Origin of the sequence: Enterococcus sp. CWB-B31 (assembly GCF_020567645.1) — a bacterium.
Lineage (GTDB): Bacteria > Bacillota > Bacilli > Lactobacillales > Enterococcaceae > Enterococcus_L.
In genome coordinates this window covers 75,892-94,281 of the sequence record NZ_JAJDJW010000012.1, presented here as the reverse complement: position 1 = coordinate 94,281, position 18,390 = coordinate 75,892, and the positions used below count along the sequence as shown (strand labels likewise).

Here is an 18,390-nt window from a genome sequence, read left to right as displayed (position 1 = left end):
AATAAAACTTGCAGGATAGTCAAGATACAATTTATTCGAACGGAGGAGAAAAGGTTGCCTGAACTACCAGAAGTAGAAACGGTCCGAAAAGGCTTGGAAAAGCTTGTTACCGGCAAAACAATTAGAGCTGTAGAAGTTTTATGGGGAAAAATCATTGAACAGCCTGAAAAGGATCTGTTTGAACTGTCCTTAATTGGACAGAAAATAAATAGAGTGGAGCGTAGAGGGAAATTTCTGATTTTTAAGCTGACAGAGTATGATTTAATCTCTCATTTACGTATGGAGGGAAAATATGAGTTTCATGAATCAGAAAATGATCTGCTTGTAAAACATACACATGTCCGCTTTATTTTTGAAGATCATACAGAGCTCCGTTACCTTGATGTGAGAAAATTCGGAAGGATGGTTCTTGTGGAAAAGGACCAGTCGAGCCAATATAAAGGAATTTTATCTTTAGGACCTGAACCTGTTCCTGAAGTATTCATATTCTCACCGTTTAGAGAAGGCCTCAAAAGACATCATAAAGCCATTAAACCACTTCTGCTTGATCAAAAACTAGTTACCGGCTTAGGAAATATCTATGTAGATGAAGCACTTTGGGAAGCGGAAATTCATCCCGAACAGCCTGCTGATACTTTGACTAAGAAAGAAATTGAGCGTTTATATGCCTCTATTATTGATGTTTTAGGAAGAGCAGTTGAAGCTGGCGGAACGACGATTCGAAGCTATTTGAATGCACTGGGAGAAGCCGGGAAATTTCAAGTTTCTTTACATGCCTATGGAAAGACAGGGGAGCCATGCATGCGCTGCGGTACCCCAATCAAAAAAATAAAAGTGGCACAAAGAGGAACTCATTTTTGCCCTGAGTGTCAAAAATTGAAAGGAAGAAAAAGCTGATGAGCTTTGTACTTGGATTGACAGGCGGTATTGCTACAGGAAAGACAACTGCAATGAAAGTCTTTAAAAATGCAGGATTCCCAATTGTAGATTCAGACAAAATCGCACGAGAAGTGGTTGAGCCTGGGAGTTCGGGATTATCAGCAGTTGTTTCTGCTTTTGGAGAATCCATCAAAAACAATGATGGATCGCTGAATCGAAAAAAACTAGGTACCCTTATCTTTTCTGACCATGAAAAGCGGGCACTTCTAAATCAGACGATGGCTCCCTTTTTAGAAAAAAGTATTGTGGGGAAAATCAATGAACTAAAGAAAAGTTATCCTTTGGTCATTGCGGATATTCCGCTGCTGTATGAAAACGGATATGAGGAGTTTGTAGATAAAACGGCTGTTGTATATATACCTGAAGCTAAACAGATAAAACGGCTGATGGCAAGAGATTCATTGTCAGTAGAAGAGGCGTTGCAACGAGTGAATAGTCAATGGTCGATTGAAGAAAAAAAGGAAAAGGCTGACATTGTGTTTGACAATCAGGGAACAATTGAAGACTTGGAAAGACAGATTTCGGAATGGCTGGAAAAAGAAGGGTTCATTTAATCAATTGGTCTGACTCCGTTTCCAGGAGCTATGGTTTTAAATTAGGCTGAAATTAAGAAAAACTCAAGCCGTTGAGAAAAGCTTGTCAATAACTGGTATATGATGTATTTCATGTTATAATATAACTACTAAATAATGAAATTGAGGTGATCATTGTGCGTTGTCCAAGATGCCACCATAATAACTCAAGAGTGATTGACAGTCGTCAGGCAGATGATGGAAGAGCGATTCGAAGAAGAAGAGAATGTGAAAACTGCCAAAATCGTTTTACGACCTTTGAAAGAATAGAAGCGGCGCCCTTACTTGTTATTAAGAAAAATGGTGATCGTGAAGAATTTAATAGAGAGAAAATATTGAGAGGGCTGATTCGGTCAGCTGAAAAGCGGCCGGTAGCCATGGAACAAATGGTAAAAATTGTGGATAATGTTGAAAATCGGGTACGGGAGCTTGGTGAAAATGAAGTTTCAACTAATCTGATTGGTGAATATGTAATGGAGGATTTGGTCAATTTAGATGAGATTGCCTATATTCGTTTTGCCAGTGTTTATCGTCAATTTAAGGATATGAGTGTATTTCTTAAGGAATTGCAGGAGATTGTCGATAAGGCGCACTTAGATAAAGATGATACGGAGAACGAATAAGGAGGTCTTTCCGTGACAAATAACAGGAAAGAAATCCAGCCAAAAAATATTTTTAAAGTATTGGTTAACCATCCCTTTTCAGATTTGGAAAAAGATATCCTGATTTTTCTCTATCAGCCGATCGTAGGAGCTAATGCCTTTAGTTTGTTCCTGACTCTGTTAGGAGAAGTAAAGCAATCAGGTCTCAGCGATTCTCTTTTTCACAGAGAACTAAATCTTCTGCTTGATCTGAGTACCACACAATTGGAAGAAGCAAGAGCAAAGCTTGAAGGGATTGGACTGCTGGATACATTCGTTAAAGAGGATGCAGAATTGGATTGGGTATATGTTTTTCGACTAAATCATCCGGAGGCGGTTGAAGCATTTTTTAAGGATGAGGTACTGGCATTAACCTTGCTGAATCGTGTGGGGCAAAAGAAATTTGATCAGCTGTTTGAACGTTTTCAACCGGAGTTTATGAATTTTGCCGGCTATGAAAATATTTCCTGTGGCTATCAGGATGTCTATTCATTTAAGGAAGAACAATTGATAGCCGAAGGAGCTCTTCTTGAAAATTTAAAGCAGGCTTTTAAAGATCCGGTACCTGTCAGAACACAGTCTGTTATTGATGAAGCAAGGTTTGACTGGTCCTTCTTTGTCTCGCAGGTTGAACGCTTTGGGTCGAAGATATCAAATGACAATAGGGATTTGAAAGAAGAGATTTATTTATTTAATAGTCTTTATGGCATTGATGAGCTGGAAATGCTTGAATTCATTAAAGAAACATTTGATTATCAGACAAACGAAATTGACAGAGCAGCATTAAAAAGAGCAATTACACGTCATTATAGTGACAGCAAACCGCAAAAGGCTGTCCAGGTTAAAAGAAATGAACGAGCAAATCTTACAGAAGAGGAACAGCGTTCTTATCGATTTAATTCATTGAAGAAAGATGGCTTTTCTGACGAAGATATTCGTACGATTCTTGATAGTGAAGCAATCCCTCCAATGACCTATCTTGCGGCGATTAAACAGCAGACTGGAGGCTTTGAAATCGCACAGGAACGCTATATTATTGAGTACTTGGTCAAACGTTCAGGCTTGCCGAACAGTGTAATTAATATTTTGATTTCGTATGTTTTAATTATTCAAAAGCAGGCTACTTTGAAGGCAGAGTATGTATATACCATTGCGAATGACTGGGCAAAGAAAGAAATATTTTCCCCTGAAAAAGCAATGAGCTATTTGAAAACCAAACAGGAAGAAAATCTTAAGAGACGAAATAATAAAGGTTATTCATCAAACAGAAAACAACCAGTAATCCGGAAAGAAACACTGCCGGATTGGGTGGCAAATCCTGTTCCAGAAGAAAAGCTGTCAAAAGAAGAACAAGAAAAACTGGATAAAGAGATGGAAGAGTTTTTGAGGAGACGAGGTGAAAGATAATGGAAGATGTAGGTAAAGAAATGTCAAAGATTATTCGCAGGAGAGACTTGAACGACCGCTTTACCGAACTGGTAAATACCGTATTGGATAATCCGGATGTGAAGCAGTTTATTTCGGAGCACCGGGATCGGCTGACAGACGAAGATATCCAGAAAAGCTATTCCAAGCTGTATGAATTCGTTCAGGAAAAAAAGAAATTCGATTTAAATGATCCGTCAATGATTGCTCCCGGCTATGAGCCGAAACTTACGCTAAATTTCCATTATATTGATGTAACCTATGTACCTACTGAACTTTTGCTGACACGACAAAGAGAAGAGGAAGTTCGTAAACGAGTTAGTGCAATGACGATGCCCAAAGACATTCGAGAAGCTACCTTCAGCAAATTTGACCGCTCATCCAGCGGTCGCTTTGAAGCGCTGAGTGAAGCAACGAAATTCATTGACGCATATATTGCTAAACCTAAGGATTTTCATAAGGGACTGTATTTACAGGGAACTTTTGGTGTAGGAAAATCCTATCTGCTGGGAGCTGTTGCTAACGATTTAGCTAGAGACGGATTTTTAACGACAATTATTCATTTCCCTACATTTACAGTAGAGATGAAACAGGCAATTGCCAAAGATCTGGTAGGTGAGAAACTGGATGCGGTCAAGAAAGCTCCGGTACTGATGATCGATGACATAGGAGCCGAATCAATGACCAGCTGGATCAGAGATGATATACTAAGTGTTATTCTTCAATATAGAATGCAAGAGCAGCTGGTAACGTTTTTTTCTTCAAATCTGAGTATGAAAGCTTTGGAAGAGCATTTAACGATTTCTCAAAGAGGAGAGCAGGAGCCATTGAAGGCGAAACGGTTAATGGAACGCATCCGCTATCTGGCAAAAGAAATCAGCATGAGCGGACAGGATCGGAGAAATGGCTGATCTATATGAGATAAAATTTTAATCTCATTATTTAATAATGAATGGTATGTAATGATACAGAGAGTTTATGATAATTGTTTCTAGACTTTCTGTTTTTTTATTATTCATTAATTTTTCCTAATGTTGCTCCTTGTTAGTTTACAGAGAGAAAAAAAACTTTTAAACTAAATGTGGTTTAATAAATATTTTTTGGAGGGATTGGAATGAAAAAAGTTAAAATGATACTTTTAGCAGCCGTATCTATTTTCATATTGGGTGCCTGCGGATCAGGCAATAATACTTCCAACGAAAGCAGTGAGAGCAGTGTGGCGAAAGAGGAATCAACGAGTCAGACCGGAGAGCAATCATGGTCAGGAAGCTCCGACAGTCAGTGGAGTTCGTTAGTTTCTGTATTTACTGGTGTATTGAGTGAAGATGCAGAAGCCGCTGAGCATGATGGGGCAATTCGTCTCGTACTGAATTCAATTGAAGCTGTCGACGATCCTGAAGTGTTTTTGCCTATGATGGAAACGGACGGTGTAATTTTAAATGTTTCTGAAGATCAGTTGGCAGAAGGTTTAACGCTGGATCAATTAAAGAGTGGAGATAAAGTTCAGTTTACTCTGACAGGGATGCCGGCAATGACCGCGTCTATTCCTCCACAAGTAGCAGGAAATGCAGTGAAAATTATTGAGAAGGTTAATTAACAAATTTGCGGTAATTATAATAAGTTAATAGGAAAATATAAATCAGAATCGGCAGAAAAACTGCCTGGTTCTGTTTTTTTTTTTGGGGAAAGAAATGCTTTTTTGTCCTAAAAAATGAGAATAGGTTTATACTGAAGCCGGATTTTTTTAGTGATTGTCTGCTGCTGTATTGATTGGCAGTGAAAAATAAAAAGTGGTTGTAACGATAAATATAACGTTTGACCTTTGTTGACCAATTAATTATAATTTAGTTATGAGTATTCGATATCTTTGTATTTTGTGAACAGAAGTTTCATAATTAGTACAAGAATGTTTTTATAGAAAACTATATTTTTTAGGAGGGAATACAGTATGAATATTGAAAAAATGACTACTACATTACAGGAAGCAATTGCAGAAGCACAGAAAATCGCAGTAACAAGACGTCATCAGGAAATTGATATTGCACATTTATGGAAAATATTTTTACAGCCAAATCATTTTGGCAGGAATTTTTATACAGATGCCGGAGTTGATATAGAAGCCTTTGAAAGAGAAATTGATAAAGCACTGGATGAATATCCAAGTGTTCAGGGAGGAAATGTTCAATATGGTCAAAGCATGAGTCGAAATCTGTTCAATTTATTAAATGAAGCAGATAAACTACGTGAATCTTTTCAGGATGAATACTTGTCAACAGAAATTGTCGTTCTGGCTTTGATGAAATTGAAAAATTACCGATTGACAAAATATTTAGTCAGTCAGGGGATTACGGAGAAGGAATTGCGTGCGAACATAGAAAATATTCGGGCAGGTGAACGAGTGACTTCTCAAAATCAGGAAGAGCAGTATAAAGCATTGGAAAAATATGGAGTGGATTTAGTTCAGCAGGTTAGAAGCGGGAAAATGGACCCGATTATTGGTCGTGATGAAGAAATTCGAGATGTCATTCGAATCTTGTCAAGAAAAACTAAAAATAATCCAGTTTTGATTGGTGAGCCCGGAGTTGGTAAAACGGCCATTGTCGAGGGACTTGCACAACGGATCGTGCGTAGAGATGTACCGGAGAACCTAAAAGACAAAACGATTTTTTCTTTAGATATGGGTGCATTAATTGCCGGAGCAAAATTTCGGGGTGAATTTGAAGAGCGTCTTAAAGGTGTATTGAAAGAAGTCAAAAAAAGTGATGGCCGGATTATTCTGTTCATTGACGAGATTCATAATATTGTCGGAGCAGGAAAAACGGAAGGCAGTATGGATGCCGGTAATCTGCTAAAACCGATGCTGGCCAGAGGAGAGCTGCATCTGATCGGTGCAACAACATTGGATGAATACCGTCAGTATATGGAAAAGGATAAGGCTCTCGAGCGTCGTTTCCAAAAAGTTTTGGTGAAAGAACCGACAGTGGAGGATACGATCAGTATTTTACGTGGATTGAAAGAGCGATTTGAAATTCACCATGGTGTAAATATCCATGATAATGCTTTGGTTGCTGCGGCTGCATTATCTGATCGCTATATCACAGACCGCTTTTTGCCGGATAAAGCAATCGATTTGGTTGATGAGGCTAGTGCAACGATTCGTGTAGAAATGAATTCTATGCCAACTGAACTGGATCAGGTGACCCGGCGATTAATGCAATTGGAAATTGAAGAGGCAGCCCTGAAAAAAGAATCAGATGATGCCAGCAAGAAACGATTGGCAAATCTTCAAGAAGAACTGGCAGAGCTTAGAGAAGAAGCTAACAACATGAAGCTGCAGTGGGAGACTGAAAAGGAAGAAGTAAATGCAGTCAGCAACAAACGGGCTGAAATCGATAAAGCCAAACACGAGCTGGAAGATGCTGAAAATAATTATGATCTGGAGCGTGCAGCAGTTCTTCGCCATGGAACAATTCCTGAGCTTGAAAAGGAATTGAAAAATCTGGAGAAAAAGAACGACGACAGTAATATAAAGATGGTGCAGGAATCTGTTACAGATCATGAAATTGCACAGGTTGTCGGACGCTTAACAGGAATTCCTGTTACAAAACTTGTTGAAGGCGAACGGGAAAAGCTGATGAAATTGAATGAAACTCTTCATAAGCGTGTGATTGGACAGAATGAAGCGGTAGATGCTGTGAGTGATGCAGTGATTCGCTCTCGTGCAGGTCTGCAGGACCCAAATCGTCCTTTAGGTTCATTCCTTTTCTTGGGACCGACCGGAGTTGGTAAAACGGAACTGGCGAAAGCGTTGGCAGAAAATCTTTTTGATTCTGAAGAACATATGGTACGAATTGATATGAGTGAATACATGGAAAAACACAGTGTCTCCCGATTAGTTGGTGCCCCTCCAGGCTATGTTGGCTATGAAGAAGGCGGACAGCTGACTGAAGCTGTAAGAAGAAATCCGTATACAATAGTTTTGCTGGATGAAATTGAAAAGGCGCATCCAGATGTCTTTAATATCCTTTTACAGGTTCTGGATGACGGGCGCTTGACCGATTCCATGGGACGTGTGGTTGACTTTAAGAATACTGTTATGATTATGACCAGCAATATCGGTTCACAGCTTTTACTGGAAGGAGTGACTGCTGACGGTCGTATTCCGGAAGATGTAGAAGAGCAGGTTCGCAGTGTTCTTCGTGGGAACTTTAAACCGGAATTTTTGAATAGAATTGATGATACCATTCTATTTACACCATTGAGTATTGCTGATGTGAAGGGTATTATCACCAAGCTGACTGCTCAGTTGTCAAAACGTTTGGAGCATCAGGAAATTATGCTGGTTATTTCGGATGAAGCTAAAGAATGGATTGCTCAGCAAGCTTACGATCCTGCATATGGTGCCAGACCGTTGAAACGTTTCCTGACAAAAAATGTGGAAACACCTTTGGCGAAAGAAATTGTTTCTGGAAAAGTGATGCCGAAAACAAAAGTCACCATCAGCTTATTGAACGATCATCTAGTATTTGAGAATAAAGTAATTGAAACAGAAGAATAGGATTTTGGATATTTTTTGACAGACCAGATAGAAGTAAACAGCTTCTGTCTGATCTGTTTTTCTATATGATAAGAAGGGGAGAAGCCGTATGGGAAAAAATGAAGGAGTGCATCGCTGCATTTGGTGATACAATCAATCATTGCCATTATTAGCACAATTATTTTTCTGGAGCTGCAGATTAAATTGTCATTAGTGGGTAAAAAAGAACTTTATAACAGAACTCCGAGTTGGATAAACAGAAAGAAATGGCGTGTCAAAATATTTAAACTGCTGCTGATTTTGAGAGGCGAAAGAGAAGGTCAGCGCTTAATGATGGAAAAACATAAAATACAAGAGATCATGGAACAGACAAATAATAGAGTAAAGCAATATGAAAGTCATCGACATAGGAGATAGCATCAACGAAATATCAACTATATTAAGTAAAGTATCGAAATCTGTTTTTTTATGGGTTTCAACGTTTTTTTATAATCAAGATTGAAAACTACTGTTATTTTATCCATCTAGTTTTGAAGCATCCTCTTTCCAACGTAACTATAGAAAGGACGATTCAATTATTGATAATTTCACTTCAAAATTGAAGGGTGAAGGAAAAGAGGCGCAAGTGAATCCATTCAAAAAATATGTTTGATATGTCTAGTGAATTAAGAGAAAAAAGCTCTAATGATATCGTGATAAAATTGAAATAGATTCTTGAGATACAAGAGATCTGCTGAGAGATCATTTCAGCAAAAAACATGGATCACAAAGATAACAATACCAGCTTTGTTATCTCTGTGATCCATGTTTTGTATTGTAAAGCTTTAGGGGGCTGTGACAGAAGTATATCTGAGACTCCTAAAGCCGAATAAACGGTGTTCTAGACTTTGTATGATTCGAGCATTCGTAAGAAGCGTAAAATTAAATCCCCTCCATGCTTCGAGGATCGAAACGAAGTCCTTCAATTCTTAGTGGCTTTGCTGTTTAGAAATTGATGAGATCGAAACGAAGTGAAGTGAACCGTAGACGCAGAAAAACGGATACAGTGTACTGTTTTGTCTCGAGAATCATTAGACTCATAGAGACAGCAGTTCTACTACATCAAGTGAGCTAGTTTCATTCAAAGAATACTTATCGAAACTACGCATACCATTCTGCTAAAGTACGAATATAAGCAGAAGTGGCAAAGTAGAACTAGCACTTGTCGGTCCTAATCTGTGCCGAGTAATCGTAGGCAACATCTCGGAAATAAGTACTTTTTATATGAAAACTAAAACCCAAAAAATGCAAAAAAAGACTACCTGCTGCTTAATGTGTGGTTAGTCAAATTTGGTCTAGAACACTTTAGCGGTTGTTTGTTAAGGTGTTCTTTCTACTTTGTAGATAATTTTCTCCAAGTTCTTGATAACGGGACGCATCGGAAAACATCCGATAAATGATTCGTACCATCAAATGTACGGTCGCTACAACCGCTTTTTTGTGTCCGGTATTCCTTCTTATCCGAAAGAAAAATGCCTGTATTCGATTGGGTTTCCCTTGGGAAACGGCCAATGCTCCTTGTGCTAACACTTTTTTTAGATAAGAATTACCTTTCCCTACACGTCTGCTGTAGGTTTTTCCAGCACTCTGATTATTCCCCGGACTCACTCCTGCCCACGAAGCCAAATGTCCAGCTGTTGGAAACACAGACATATCTATCCCAATTTCTGCGAGCACAACTGCGGCTGTTCGCCGATTGATTCCCGGGAGTTCTTCTAACCGTTCCACATACTCTTCATAGGGAGTGAGATAGTCGTTAATTGTTTCTTCGACTTCTTGAATTTGTTTTTCTAAACACTCAATTTGTTTGTAAAATTGGGGCAGTAACTTGTCTAAAATATTTACTCTGTAAAGGTGCTCTCTGCCGAGGGCTGTTGCTTTCTTTCAAAAGGTTGCTTCACACTCCATCTCTCCAGTGTGGTAATGAGTAAAAACCAAAAGAAAAAGCCGAACCTTTTGATTCGACTTCCTAATTCTTTTCTTGTGTCTTACTCTCAAACAAATAATTTAAAGATCAAAGGTAACAGAACTAAACAAGAAATGATAATCAACAAAATTATCATTTTATTTGAACTAATCTTATAACTATCCCTTTTTACATGCGAATAAATTAACAGAGCTGAAAATACAGCATAAGACAAAACAACAAAAAATGATTCTTGTTGAGGAAAGAAATGAGTCAAGCCAAATCTTAATACAAGAGCTACAAAAAAACCAACTAGCAATACCTTGCTGTATGAATGTTTCATTCTTTTGTCCTCAAACATTTACTGTCTCCAAATTGTAGATAATCTCCAATTACGAATAGCTACAACATATCCATGGTTCGTCGAGCGTTCAACATAAGCTGCTACAAGCCCAATAACTGCAAAAGCTAAAGACCAACCAATCCCAGGAGCCAAGCAACCAATCACTGTAGCCGCAGCAGCATACCAATAATAATCTCTGATAAACGAAGCACTAAGATAGATATCCCATGACCCATTTCCTCTTTTAACAATTTTCGTTACTCCAGCAGCTCTTGCTTTAGAAGGAACTTGTTTAATATCTGCGCCTTGACTCTTAAGAAGCTGAACTAATTGTTTATCTGACAAAGAAATTTCATCACCGGTTGTATCAATTCCCAATTCTTCAGCAACAGTTTCTACACTTTCTGGATTAATTTGATTCACATTGAATCCTGTTTCTTCTTGAGCTTGAGCTAAATAATTTTGAACAGCAACTTCATCATAAATTTCTTTAGCATCTCCATCTAAAAGAGGTAAATCATTTACTTGTTCAATAGCTACAGCTGATCCAGTAGCATTAGTTTCTGCAAAAGCCACAGTATTAGGCACCAAAAAACTAGATAGTAAAACCAAAGACATAGCACTTGGAACTAATTTGCTCTTAAGAACTTTTTTGTTCAAAAAACCACTCCTAAAGTTATTTTTTTATAATTATAACAATACAAAATTCCAATGTCAATCGAATTGTCAGAAAATTCTTTCTATTCCTCGTATTTCTTTCGATACTCTTTGAAAATACTGTTAAAAGTCATTAACTGCCGACCTTTTAAAATAAAATGCAATGTGTCAAAAATGCCTTGGTGTCATAAATCACTACGATTGACCTATCAGAGTAGGTGATGCATGATGCCTACTTGGTTCTTGAGGGGAATACTTTTGCTCCTGCGATTACTCGTCGCACGAAGAGATTTGCTCCTGCGGTTACTCGTCGCACAAAAAGCTTGCTCCTGCGGTTACTCGTTGCATGGAGAAGTTATGTCACAACCTCGTCATAGTAACAAAGAACTTCTTCTTTTGAAAGAAGTCTGATTTTCTTGTAGATTTTACCGTCTTTATAATTAGCTGATATATTGGTTGAAAGCAAACCTCTTTTTTTGAAAATATCGCCTTTTTCATATTGGTCCAAAACTTTTTAACCGCATAACAGCCTCTTTTTATTTAAATAAATTACCGCTATTTACTGTCCTCCTTATTTTAAATCTTAATCTTTTGACAGCTTGCGAAATGCATAAGCTCTGAAATAATTTGGATTATGACGTTGAGTGACACTGTAAACTGTTAAGATCAAAGATCCAGCTGTGTTAGTTAACAAATCGCCCATAGTGTCCATCAGAGCTTCTCTGCCTACATACAGCTGACCAGATTCTGTCATGTAGCGCTGCAAATTCATATTTCCGAGACTGTCGCAAAGAAATTCCCAAAATTCCCAGAAGACACCGCAGATACCTGCAAATGCAAAGCCCATAATAATGAAAAGCCATGGGCTGATGGAAGAATAATCGCTGTTGCGAAGATAATGATTAATCAAGGCATAACCAACAGCCACCAATAAAATAGGACTGACAGCATGTAAAAATTTATCCCATAATGGAAAAATCAGCATAAATTGAAATCCAGTTCCTAAAAATACAGAAATAAAGAGAAAGAACCAATAATATAGACGGATAATCTTTGGAAAAATTAATCCGGTAAATTTAGTAAAAATAAAGGGAATAAAAATCGTTCCGATACCAGCAATCATTTCGACCGTTAACAATTGATAAAGGCTGGTTGGTTCTGAAATGAACATTCTTACAAAGTTCATAACTAAAGTAAAAATTCCAAATAGCAGCAGTCCAAAAAAGGCTGTGCGTTCCTGTTTGTCTTCAAATTCTAATTTCATTTTTTTCTCCTTCCAGCATTGATCATGGCTAGGATTTTGCCCCTTTAATGGCTGTCAATAAATGCCTTCACAGCAGTTAAAAACTGTTTTTCCGTCCCATAAATATTGCCGTTTAATTTAACCAGTCCAACCGTATATAAATTTAAGTAATGGAACTGGTTCTCTGCTGTTTCCTGCAAGGCAGCAAGCTTTTTTTGATTGTCAGCGCCTTGCTGACGAGTGTCGGTATAAAGAGCAATGACCGGGATTCCTTTCGCATAGGCCACACCGATTTCAGAGGCTACGCCGGGATCTATTGTCAGACCGTCAAGTACAGCCACCAGCAAGCTGCTTTCAAGCACTCTTTCTGTATCGGCTAGAGCAATCATTTTACTGTCGGCGTACGCTGCCTTATCATTAATATCTGCATTTTCCTGAGGCAGATAGACTGTAACCATTTGATCTAATGCTCGAATTTCCTTTACTAAGTGTTCATTATAGCGTAAGTCTGCGTTGGCAAACATCGGTCCTGCGAAGTAAATATTCATGTGTTGATTCCTCCAATAGTAAAATAGAATGGTATAGCTGATTGATGCAGTATCCAGTTTTCAGAATGTTGTTGATAAGATAATTAGTCAATATTATCGTACTTTGTTTTCTAAAAATTATCACTAAAATATGCTTCCTGATCGGGAAGCAGCTTTTCCAATATGTTTAATGTCGCTTTATCTGTGTTGATTCGTTCAATCTGATAAAGATAGTTTGGTCTGCGATAATTCATAAACAGACAAGTCAAGGTTTGGATATCAAGCCTCACTGGTTTTCCAACAGGCTGATCTGAAATAGTCAGAGTGTCTTGGTCATCCCAGCTTAAAGCAAAAATCCCATTGTTCCATTCAGCAACTGGATCGTTAACCACAAAATGAAACGGCTCGGTACTGCTTTTAAAAGGATAAGCTGCTAAAAACTCTTTTACGTCGACGATACGCGCCATAAAATAAGGCTCAATCGTTTCTTTAATTTGGCTATCTTCCAGTAAAAATGCCAGAGGTTCATTCTTGTAGATATCACCCTTAACCCAATAAACCATGGAGAAATGAGCGGAGATGAAATTCCATAAACCGTTTCTGGCTTCCTGATTCAGATAAAACATCTCTTTGACATGGAACACTTCTTCTGCAATCCAGTAAAACAGCACGCCAAGAGGCTGCTGTTGTTCATCATAGTAAATGGCAGCTGTGTGCTCTTCCTGATTTTCAAAGCGCCAGTATTCTTCCCAGTTAAACTCACTGCGGATCATCGCCCCATGATTCTGACGGGCAAATTTATTATAAACAGTGAAGATATCTTCATGTTTAACAGAGACACGTTCAACTAAACCAGGAATATCAACGGTTTTTGGCAGTTGGGTATCACGGATTTTAAATGACAGCTTATCTGAGAGAATTTCCCAGCCCTTTCTGCGATAGTAGGGAACACTGTAGGGATATAAATAAGAAATCCACTGCTTGTCTGCACGCATTGTTTTTAAAGCAATATGGATTAAGTCCTGCATCAATCCATGATTTGCATATTCCGGATAGGTCCCTACTCCAGTAACTCCGCCCATCTCATAGATTTTTCCGTGAATATTCACTTTGCAGGGATAGATAGAGAGTTGGGAAATCAGCTTGTTTTCATGAAACCAGCCAAATACTTTCGATACTTCCAGAATAGGACGCTTAGATTTTACAAATTCCCTTTTGTTATGAAATCCGCTTTCCTCCAAATCAGATTCTGTTACTTGAAAAACATAGCTGAGCAGCTCGTTAAACTGGTTGAGATATTCTTCTCCAACAGGTCTTAATTCCAGCTGTTTACGAAATTCCTTTTGATCCATCATTTTCGCTCCAATAAATAATAATTTAGAAATCATTTAGACTAGGGCGTGTCTGAAAAGTTAGTGGAATTTGAATTTTTCCGTGATTTTTGTTGAAATCAAGGAAGAAAACACAGCTTATGTGGATCATAAGCGAGTATTTATGACGATGAGTTCCATAAAAATCATCAAAATATTCACCGCTTGAGTTTTCAGACACACCCTAAGTATATCAAAAAAAGATGAAACATACAGACGATAGGCTGGAATAACGGGAATTTACTTTTTTTCAGGATACAGTGAGACATTGCTGATTCTAAAAAGTGAATAGTTCGAGAACAGTGTTTATATGCTGATTTAGCGGTTGTTTTTTTAAGCCGTTAATTTTCTGAAAAAATGATTTTCCATAACTGCTGCTTTTGGTGAAAGTTCTTTAAATCTATGAAAAACCTTGTTATAATGATAACTGCTGATTGAAAAGAAATGAGGAAGACAATGAATATAAATGAAATGAAACAACGACAGGAGAAAATTCGTAATTTTTCGATAATCGCTCATATTGACCATGGGAAATCAACGCTGGCTGACCGAATTCTGGAAAAGACAAATACAGTAACGTCCAGAGAAATGCAGGCACAGCTGCTGGATTCTATGGATTTGGAAAGAGAGCGCGGAATTACGATTAAATTAAATGCAGTTGAATTGAACTATACAGCTAAAGATGGTGAAACGTACATCTTCCATTTAATTGATACCCCGGGGCATGTCGACTTTACGTATGAAGTCTCCAGAAGTCTGGCTGCCTGTGAAGGAGCAGTTTTAGTTGTTGATGCTGCACAGGGAATTGAAGCACAAACACTTGCCAATGTTTATCTGGCTTTGGATAATGATTTGGAAATTTTACCGGTGATTAACAAAATTGATTTGCCGGCTGCTGATCCGGAACGGGTTCGTCAGGAGATTGAAGATGTGATTGGAATTGATGCCAGCGAAGCAGTGCTGGCAAGTGCGAAAGCAGGAATCGGAATCGAGGAGATTCTTGAACAGATTGTGGAATATGTACCTGCTCCGGATGGAGATGTAGAAGCGCCGTTGAAAGCATTGATTTTCGATTCCGTTTATGACAGCTATCGTGGAGTTGTACTGAATGTCCGAGTGATGGATGGAGTAGTTAAACCAGGTGACAAGATTCAGATGATGAGTAATGGTAAAACTTTTGATGTTACTGAAGTCGGTGTCTTTTCGCCAAAAGGAATTGCCAGAGATTACTTAATGGTGGGCGATGTTGGCTATATTACTGCCAGCATTAAAACAGTTCAGGATACACGAGTTGGGGATACAGTGACTTTAGCAGATAATCCGGCTGAAGAAGCATTGGACGGCTACAGAAAAATGAATCCAATGGTTTATTGCGGACTGTATCCGATTGATACATCCCGGTACAATGACTTACGAGAAGCACTGGAAAAACTGCAGCTGAATGATGCGGCGTTACAGTTTGAACCGGAAACATCTCAGGCATTGGGCTTTGGTTTCCGTTGCGGATTCTTAGGTTTACTGCATATGGATGTAATTCAGGAACGCCTGGAAAGAGAATTTAATTTGGACTTGATTACAACTGCTCCGTCTGTTATTTATCATGTAAATAAGACAGATGGAACAAAAGTTGTGGTTGATAATCCGGCAGAATTTCCCGAACCGGTGACCATTGAATCAGTTGAAGAACCTTATGTAAAAGCACAGATCATGGTCCCGAATGAATATGTTGGTGCGGTGATGGAGCTGTCACAGCGTAAGAGGGGCGAGTTCATCACCATGGATTATCTGGATGATTACCGCGTAAATGTGGTGTATTATATTCCTTTATCAGAAATTGTCTTTGATTTCTTTGATAAGCTGAAATCAAGTACCAAAGGCTATGCCTCCCTTGATTATGAAATGAGTGACTATCGTGCAAGTCGATTGGTGAAAATGGATATTCTGTTGAATGCCGAGAAAGTCGATGCACTGAGCTTTATTGTACACAGAGACTTTGCCTATGAACGCGGAAAAGCGATTGTTGAGAAGCTGAAGAAACTGATTCCTCGTCAGCAGTTCGAAGTACCAATTCAGGCTGCTATCGGACAGAAAATTGTTGCCCGTTCTGACATTAAAGCGCTGCGTAAAAACGTACTGGCTAAGTGTTACGGCGGAGATGTTTCCCGTAAACGCAAACTTCTTGAGAAACAAAAAGAAGGGAAGAAGCGAATGAAACAAATAGGATCGGTCGAAGTGCCGCAGGAAGCCTTTATGGCAGTTTTGAAAATGGACGAGGACGAGCCGAAAAAATAAAAGCTTTAAACTTCAACTTGAGGTTGCCCTCTGTTAAGTAAACAGGGGAAAAAATAGTATGGTTCAGGAATCGAATGACTCGATTCCTGTTTTTATATTATTTGCTTTCTAAGTTCCCCGGGAAATGCCTAGTCAAAGATTCTGAATAGCGATAATTGTTGTAATAGCTCTAATAGTGCATATAGCTATTGACCGTTTTCTTTAACTCATCAAAATTTTGCCAGCTTCCCTGATGGAGTTTTTCTTCTTTGAATGTTTCCCAGAAGCGTTCAATAGGGGGGGAGCCAAGCATCAACTTACTCAAGACATACTTTTTGTAAATCTATAGTGTGATTCGATTTTTTTATAGTCATAGGACACGTATTGAAATTTACGATCACTATGGAGAAGCAGATTGGAAATTTATCGCTTTATTAAAGCTTGTCGAACCTATAACTTTAAATAATATGCCTGCTATTTCAGATGAAAAAGATGAGTAAATGTTTCGCTAATATTCCTTAGAGTCACTATAAACAAAAAATATAGAATTTCTTGATAGTTCAATTTTTTGAAAGAGCTATACTACTTGATACAAAATTTTCAAAAAAAACTTTTACTACTAATGAAAACTGGGATAAAATGGGTTTATTTAGAAGTTTATTTTTACAAAAATGTACATAAATTTATAAAATGATTAAATAATGTAATTCAAAAATAGATGGGATATGAAATAATGGAAAAGGAATATAGTGCTGGAATGGCCAGTCATTCTACTTGGTTTAATGAGTTTCGAGAATATATACATCTTAGAAATTCTGGTGCAGATGATGATGATATAAGGGATATGGTAGAGCAGGAAAATATCTTTAATGCTTCAAGTATTGCCCGAGGGAAACGAATGTATGGTGTTTTAAAACGTCGTGTGAATATTTTAGGTGAGGAAATATTGCCGCTATTTTTTTATTTAGATGTTTTTAATCAGCAAGTGGTAAATGTGGTTGCAATAATGTTAGAGCAACGAATTTTTCAAGAATTTATGATTGAAGTCTACGCTGAAAAATTACTAACTGGTCAGTTAGATTTAAATCAAAAAGATTATCGAGAATTTTGGCAAAAGAAAATGGCTTCTACAGAAAAAACGAATAAATGGACAGAACAGACAATAAAACGATTATCCAGATCTTTTCGTCAAGTGTTGATTGACTCTCAATTCATTAAAGAAAACGGCAATAAAGATATTATTGTTCGACCAGTAGTTGATTTTCGCTTACAAGACTGGTTTACTTATAGTAAGCTAAATATGATTTTATTTGCTGTAACAGGAGGAAATTAATGGAAAATGAATTATATAGACGATTAGATACTCTTTTAGAAAAAATGTCTACAAAAGATTTTCAGGAAAATAAAGGGCTGGGTAATGAGGTAGGCTATTATGTTTTTGATTATCCGGAGCAAGAGGAACTTAAAGTTCGTGATTGGATTGAAACACAACAAAGAAAAAATAATTCTGTAATTTTAGGCTATACATTAAAGGTATTTAATTTATTTGATATTCTTTTAGATCTTTTAAAAGAGGAAGATATTTTAGAAGATACTTATGATATCGAAGAAGAGCAGGGGATTGACGGTATTATTGGAGCAATTACTGATTTGGTAGAAATTACAGAAACGAACAATAATAATTATTTTGTATCTTTGATTAGAAATGAGACAGTTCAAGGAGATGTAGTCTTTATTACAGGGGTTGGTGAAATTTTCCCATTAATTCGCTCTCATAAAGTATTGAACACAATGAATTTGTCTTTGGATACTGTTCCAATTGTTATGTTTTTTCCAGGGAAGTATGATGGTGCTACGCTTAAAATTTTTGATAAGGAAGTGGATGATAATTATTATCGTGCATTTCGTATTGTGTAAGGT

16 protein-coding genes are annotated in these 18,390 nt (G+C 37.7%); 11 read left to right on the top strand and 5 right to left on the bottom strand.

Annotation, left to right across the window (positions count from 1 at the left end; translation table 11 throughout):
• Window positions 1-54: 54 nt before the first annotated feature.
• From mutM to LI954_RS11425, 8 genes are all read left to right on the top strand, one after another.
• On the top strand, window positions 55-897 hold the full coding sequence (gene mutM, locus LI954_RS11460) for a DNA-formamidopyrimidine glycosylase (RefSeq protein ID WP_202068055.1): 843 nt from the start codon (window positions 55-57) through the stop codon (window positions 895-897).
• Complete coding sequence (gene coaE / locus LI954_RS11455; RefSeq protein WP_202068056.1) at window positions 897-1,493, top strand: dephospho-CoA kinase; 597 nt, start codon at window positions 897-899, stop codon at window positions 1,491-1,493. Before mutM ends, coaE begins: the two co-directional genes overlap by 1 nt.
• A 155-nt stretch (window positions 1,494-1,648) precedes the next feature.
• Window positions 1,649-2,134 (top strand): transcriptional regulator NrdR, encoded by a 486-nt coding sequence (gene nrdR / locus LI954_RS11450; protein WP_202068057.1) that lies wholly within the window; start codon window positions 1,649-1,651, stop codon window positions 2,132-2,134.
• 12 nt (window positions 2,135-2,146) lie between these two features.
• A complete protein-coding gene (locus LI954_RS11445) occupies window positions 2,147-3,559 on the top strand; it encodes a replication initiation and membrane attachment family protein (protein ID WP_229444535.1) in 1,413 nt (470 codons plus the stop codon).
• The gene (dnaI, locus tag LI954_RS11440; protein ID WP_229441167.1) at window positions 3,559-4,488 is read left to right on the top strand and encodes a primosomal protein DnaI; all 930 of its coding nucleotides are present in this window, start codon (window positions 3,559-3,561) and stop codon (window positions 4,486-4,488) included. Before LI954_RS11445 ends, dnaI begins: the two co-directional genes overlap by 1 nt.
• A gap of 203 nt (window positions 4,489-4,691) precedes the next feature.
• Window positions 4,692-5,174: a hypothetical protein gene (locus LI954_RS11435; protein WP_202068060.1), complete on the top strand. Its 483-nt coding sequence runs from the start codon at window positions 4,692-4,694 to the stop codon at window positions 5,172-5,174.
• Window positions 5,175-5,525: 351 nt separating this feature from the next.
• Window positions 5,526-8,135 carry an ATP-dependent chaperone ClpB gene (gene clpB, locus LI954_RS11430; RefSeq protein WP_229444534.1) on the top strand — a complete coding sequence of 870 codons (2,610 nt, stop codon included), beginning with the start codon at window positions 5,526-5,528 and terminating at the stop codon, window positions 8,133-8,135.
• Between the two features lie 120 nt (window positions 8,136-8,255).
• Complete coding sequence (locus LI954_RS11425) at window positions 8,256-8,531, top strand: hypothetical protein (protein WP_202068062.1); 276 nt, start codon at window positions 8,256-8,258, stop codon at window positions 8,529-8,531.
• A gap of 927 nt (window positions 8,532-9,458) precedes the next feature.
• Here the strand turns inward: LI954_RS11425 and LI954_RS11420 are convergent.
• From LI954_RS11420 to LI954_RS11400, 5 genes are all read right to left on the bottom strand, one after another.
• Entirely contained in the window at window positions 9,459-9,881 is a 423-nt protein-coding gene (locus tag LI954_RS11420; RefSeq protein WP_229444533.1) for a transposase, read from the bottom strand.
• Between the two features lie 539 nt (window positions 9,882-10,420).
• A complete protein-coding gene (locus LI954_RS11415; protein WP_229444532.1) occupies window positions 10,421-11,062 on the bottom strand; it encodes a hypothetical protein in 642 nt (213 codons plus the stop codon).
• 580 nt (window positions 11,063-11,642) lie between these two features.
• Window positions 11,643-12,323 (bottom strand): hypothetical protein, encoded by a 681-nt coding sequence (locus LI954_RS11410; RefSeq protein ID WP_202068065.1) that lies wholly within the window; start codon window positions 12,321-12,323, stop codon window positions 11,643-11,645.
• A 44-nt stretch (window positions 12,324-12,367) separates the two neighbouring features.
• Window positions 12,368-12,850: a nucleoside 2-deoxyribosyltransferase gene (locus LI954_RS11405; protein ID WP_202068066.1), complete on the bottom strand. Its 483-nt coding sequence runs from the start codon at window positions 12,848-12,850 to the stop codon at window positions 12,368-12,370.
• 110 nt (window positions 12,851-12,960) lie between these two features.
• Window positions 12,961-14,181 (bottom strand): GNAT family N-acetyltransferase, encoded by a 1,221-nt coding sequence (locus LI954_RS11400; protein ID WP_229444543.1) that lies wholly within the window; start codon window positions 14,179-14,181, stop codon window positions 12,961-12,963.
• Window positions 14,182-14,655: 474 nt separating this feature from the next.
• On the opposite strand from LI954_RS11400, the gene lepA reads away from it, so the two are divergent.
• From lepA to LI954_RS11385, 3 genes are all read left to right on the top strand, one after another.
• Window positions 14,656-16,491, top strand: a complete 1,836-nt coding sequence (lepA, locus tag LI954_RS11395; protein WP_324254758.1) for a translation elongation factor 4 — start codon at window positions 14,656-14,658, stop codon at window positions 16,489-16,491.
• Window positions 16,492-17,203: 712 nt separating this feature from the next.
• On the top strand, window positions 17,204-17,803 hold the full coding sequence (locus LI954_RS11390) for a DUF1819 family protein (RefSeq protein ID WP_229444530.1): 600 nt from the start codon (window positions 17,204-17,206) through the stop codon (window positions 17,801-17,803).
• Window positions 17,803-18,387, top strand: coding sequence for a DUF1788 domain-containing protein (locus LI954_RS11385; RefSeq protein WP_229444529.1), 585 nt, complete (start codon window positions 17,803-17,805; stop codon window positions 18,385-18,387). Before LI954_RS11390 ends, LI954_RS11385 begins: the two co-directional genes overlap by 1 nt.
• The last annotated feature ends 3 nt before the right edge of the window (window positions 18,388-18,390 follow it).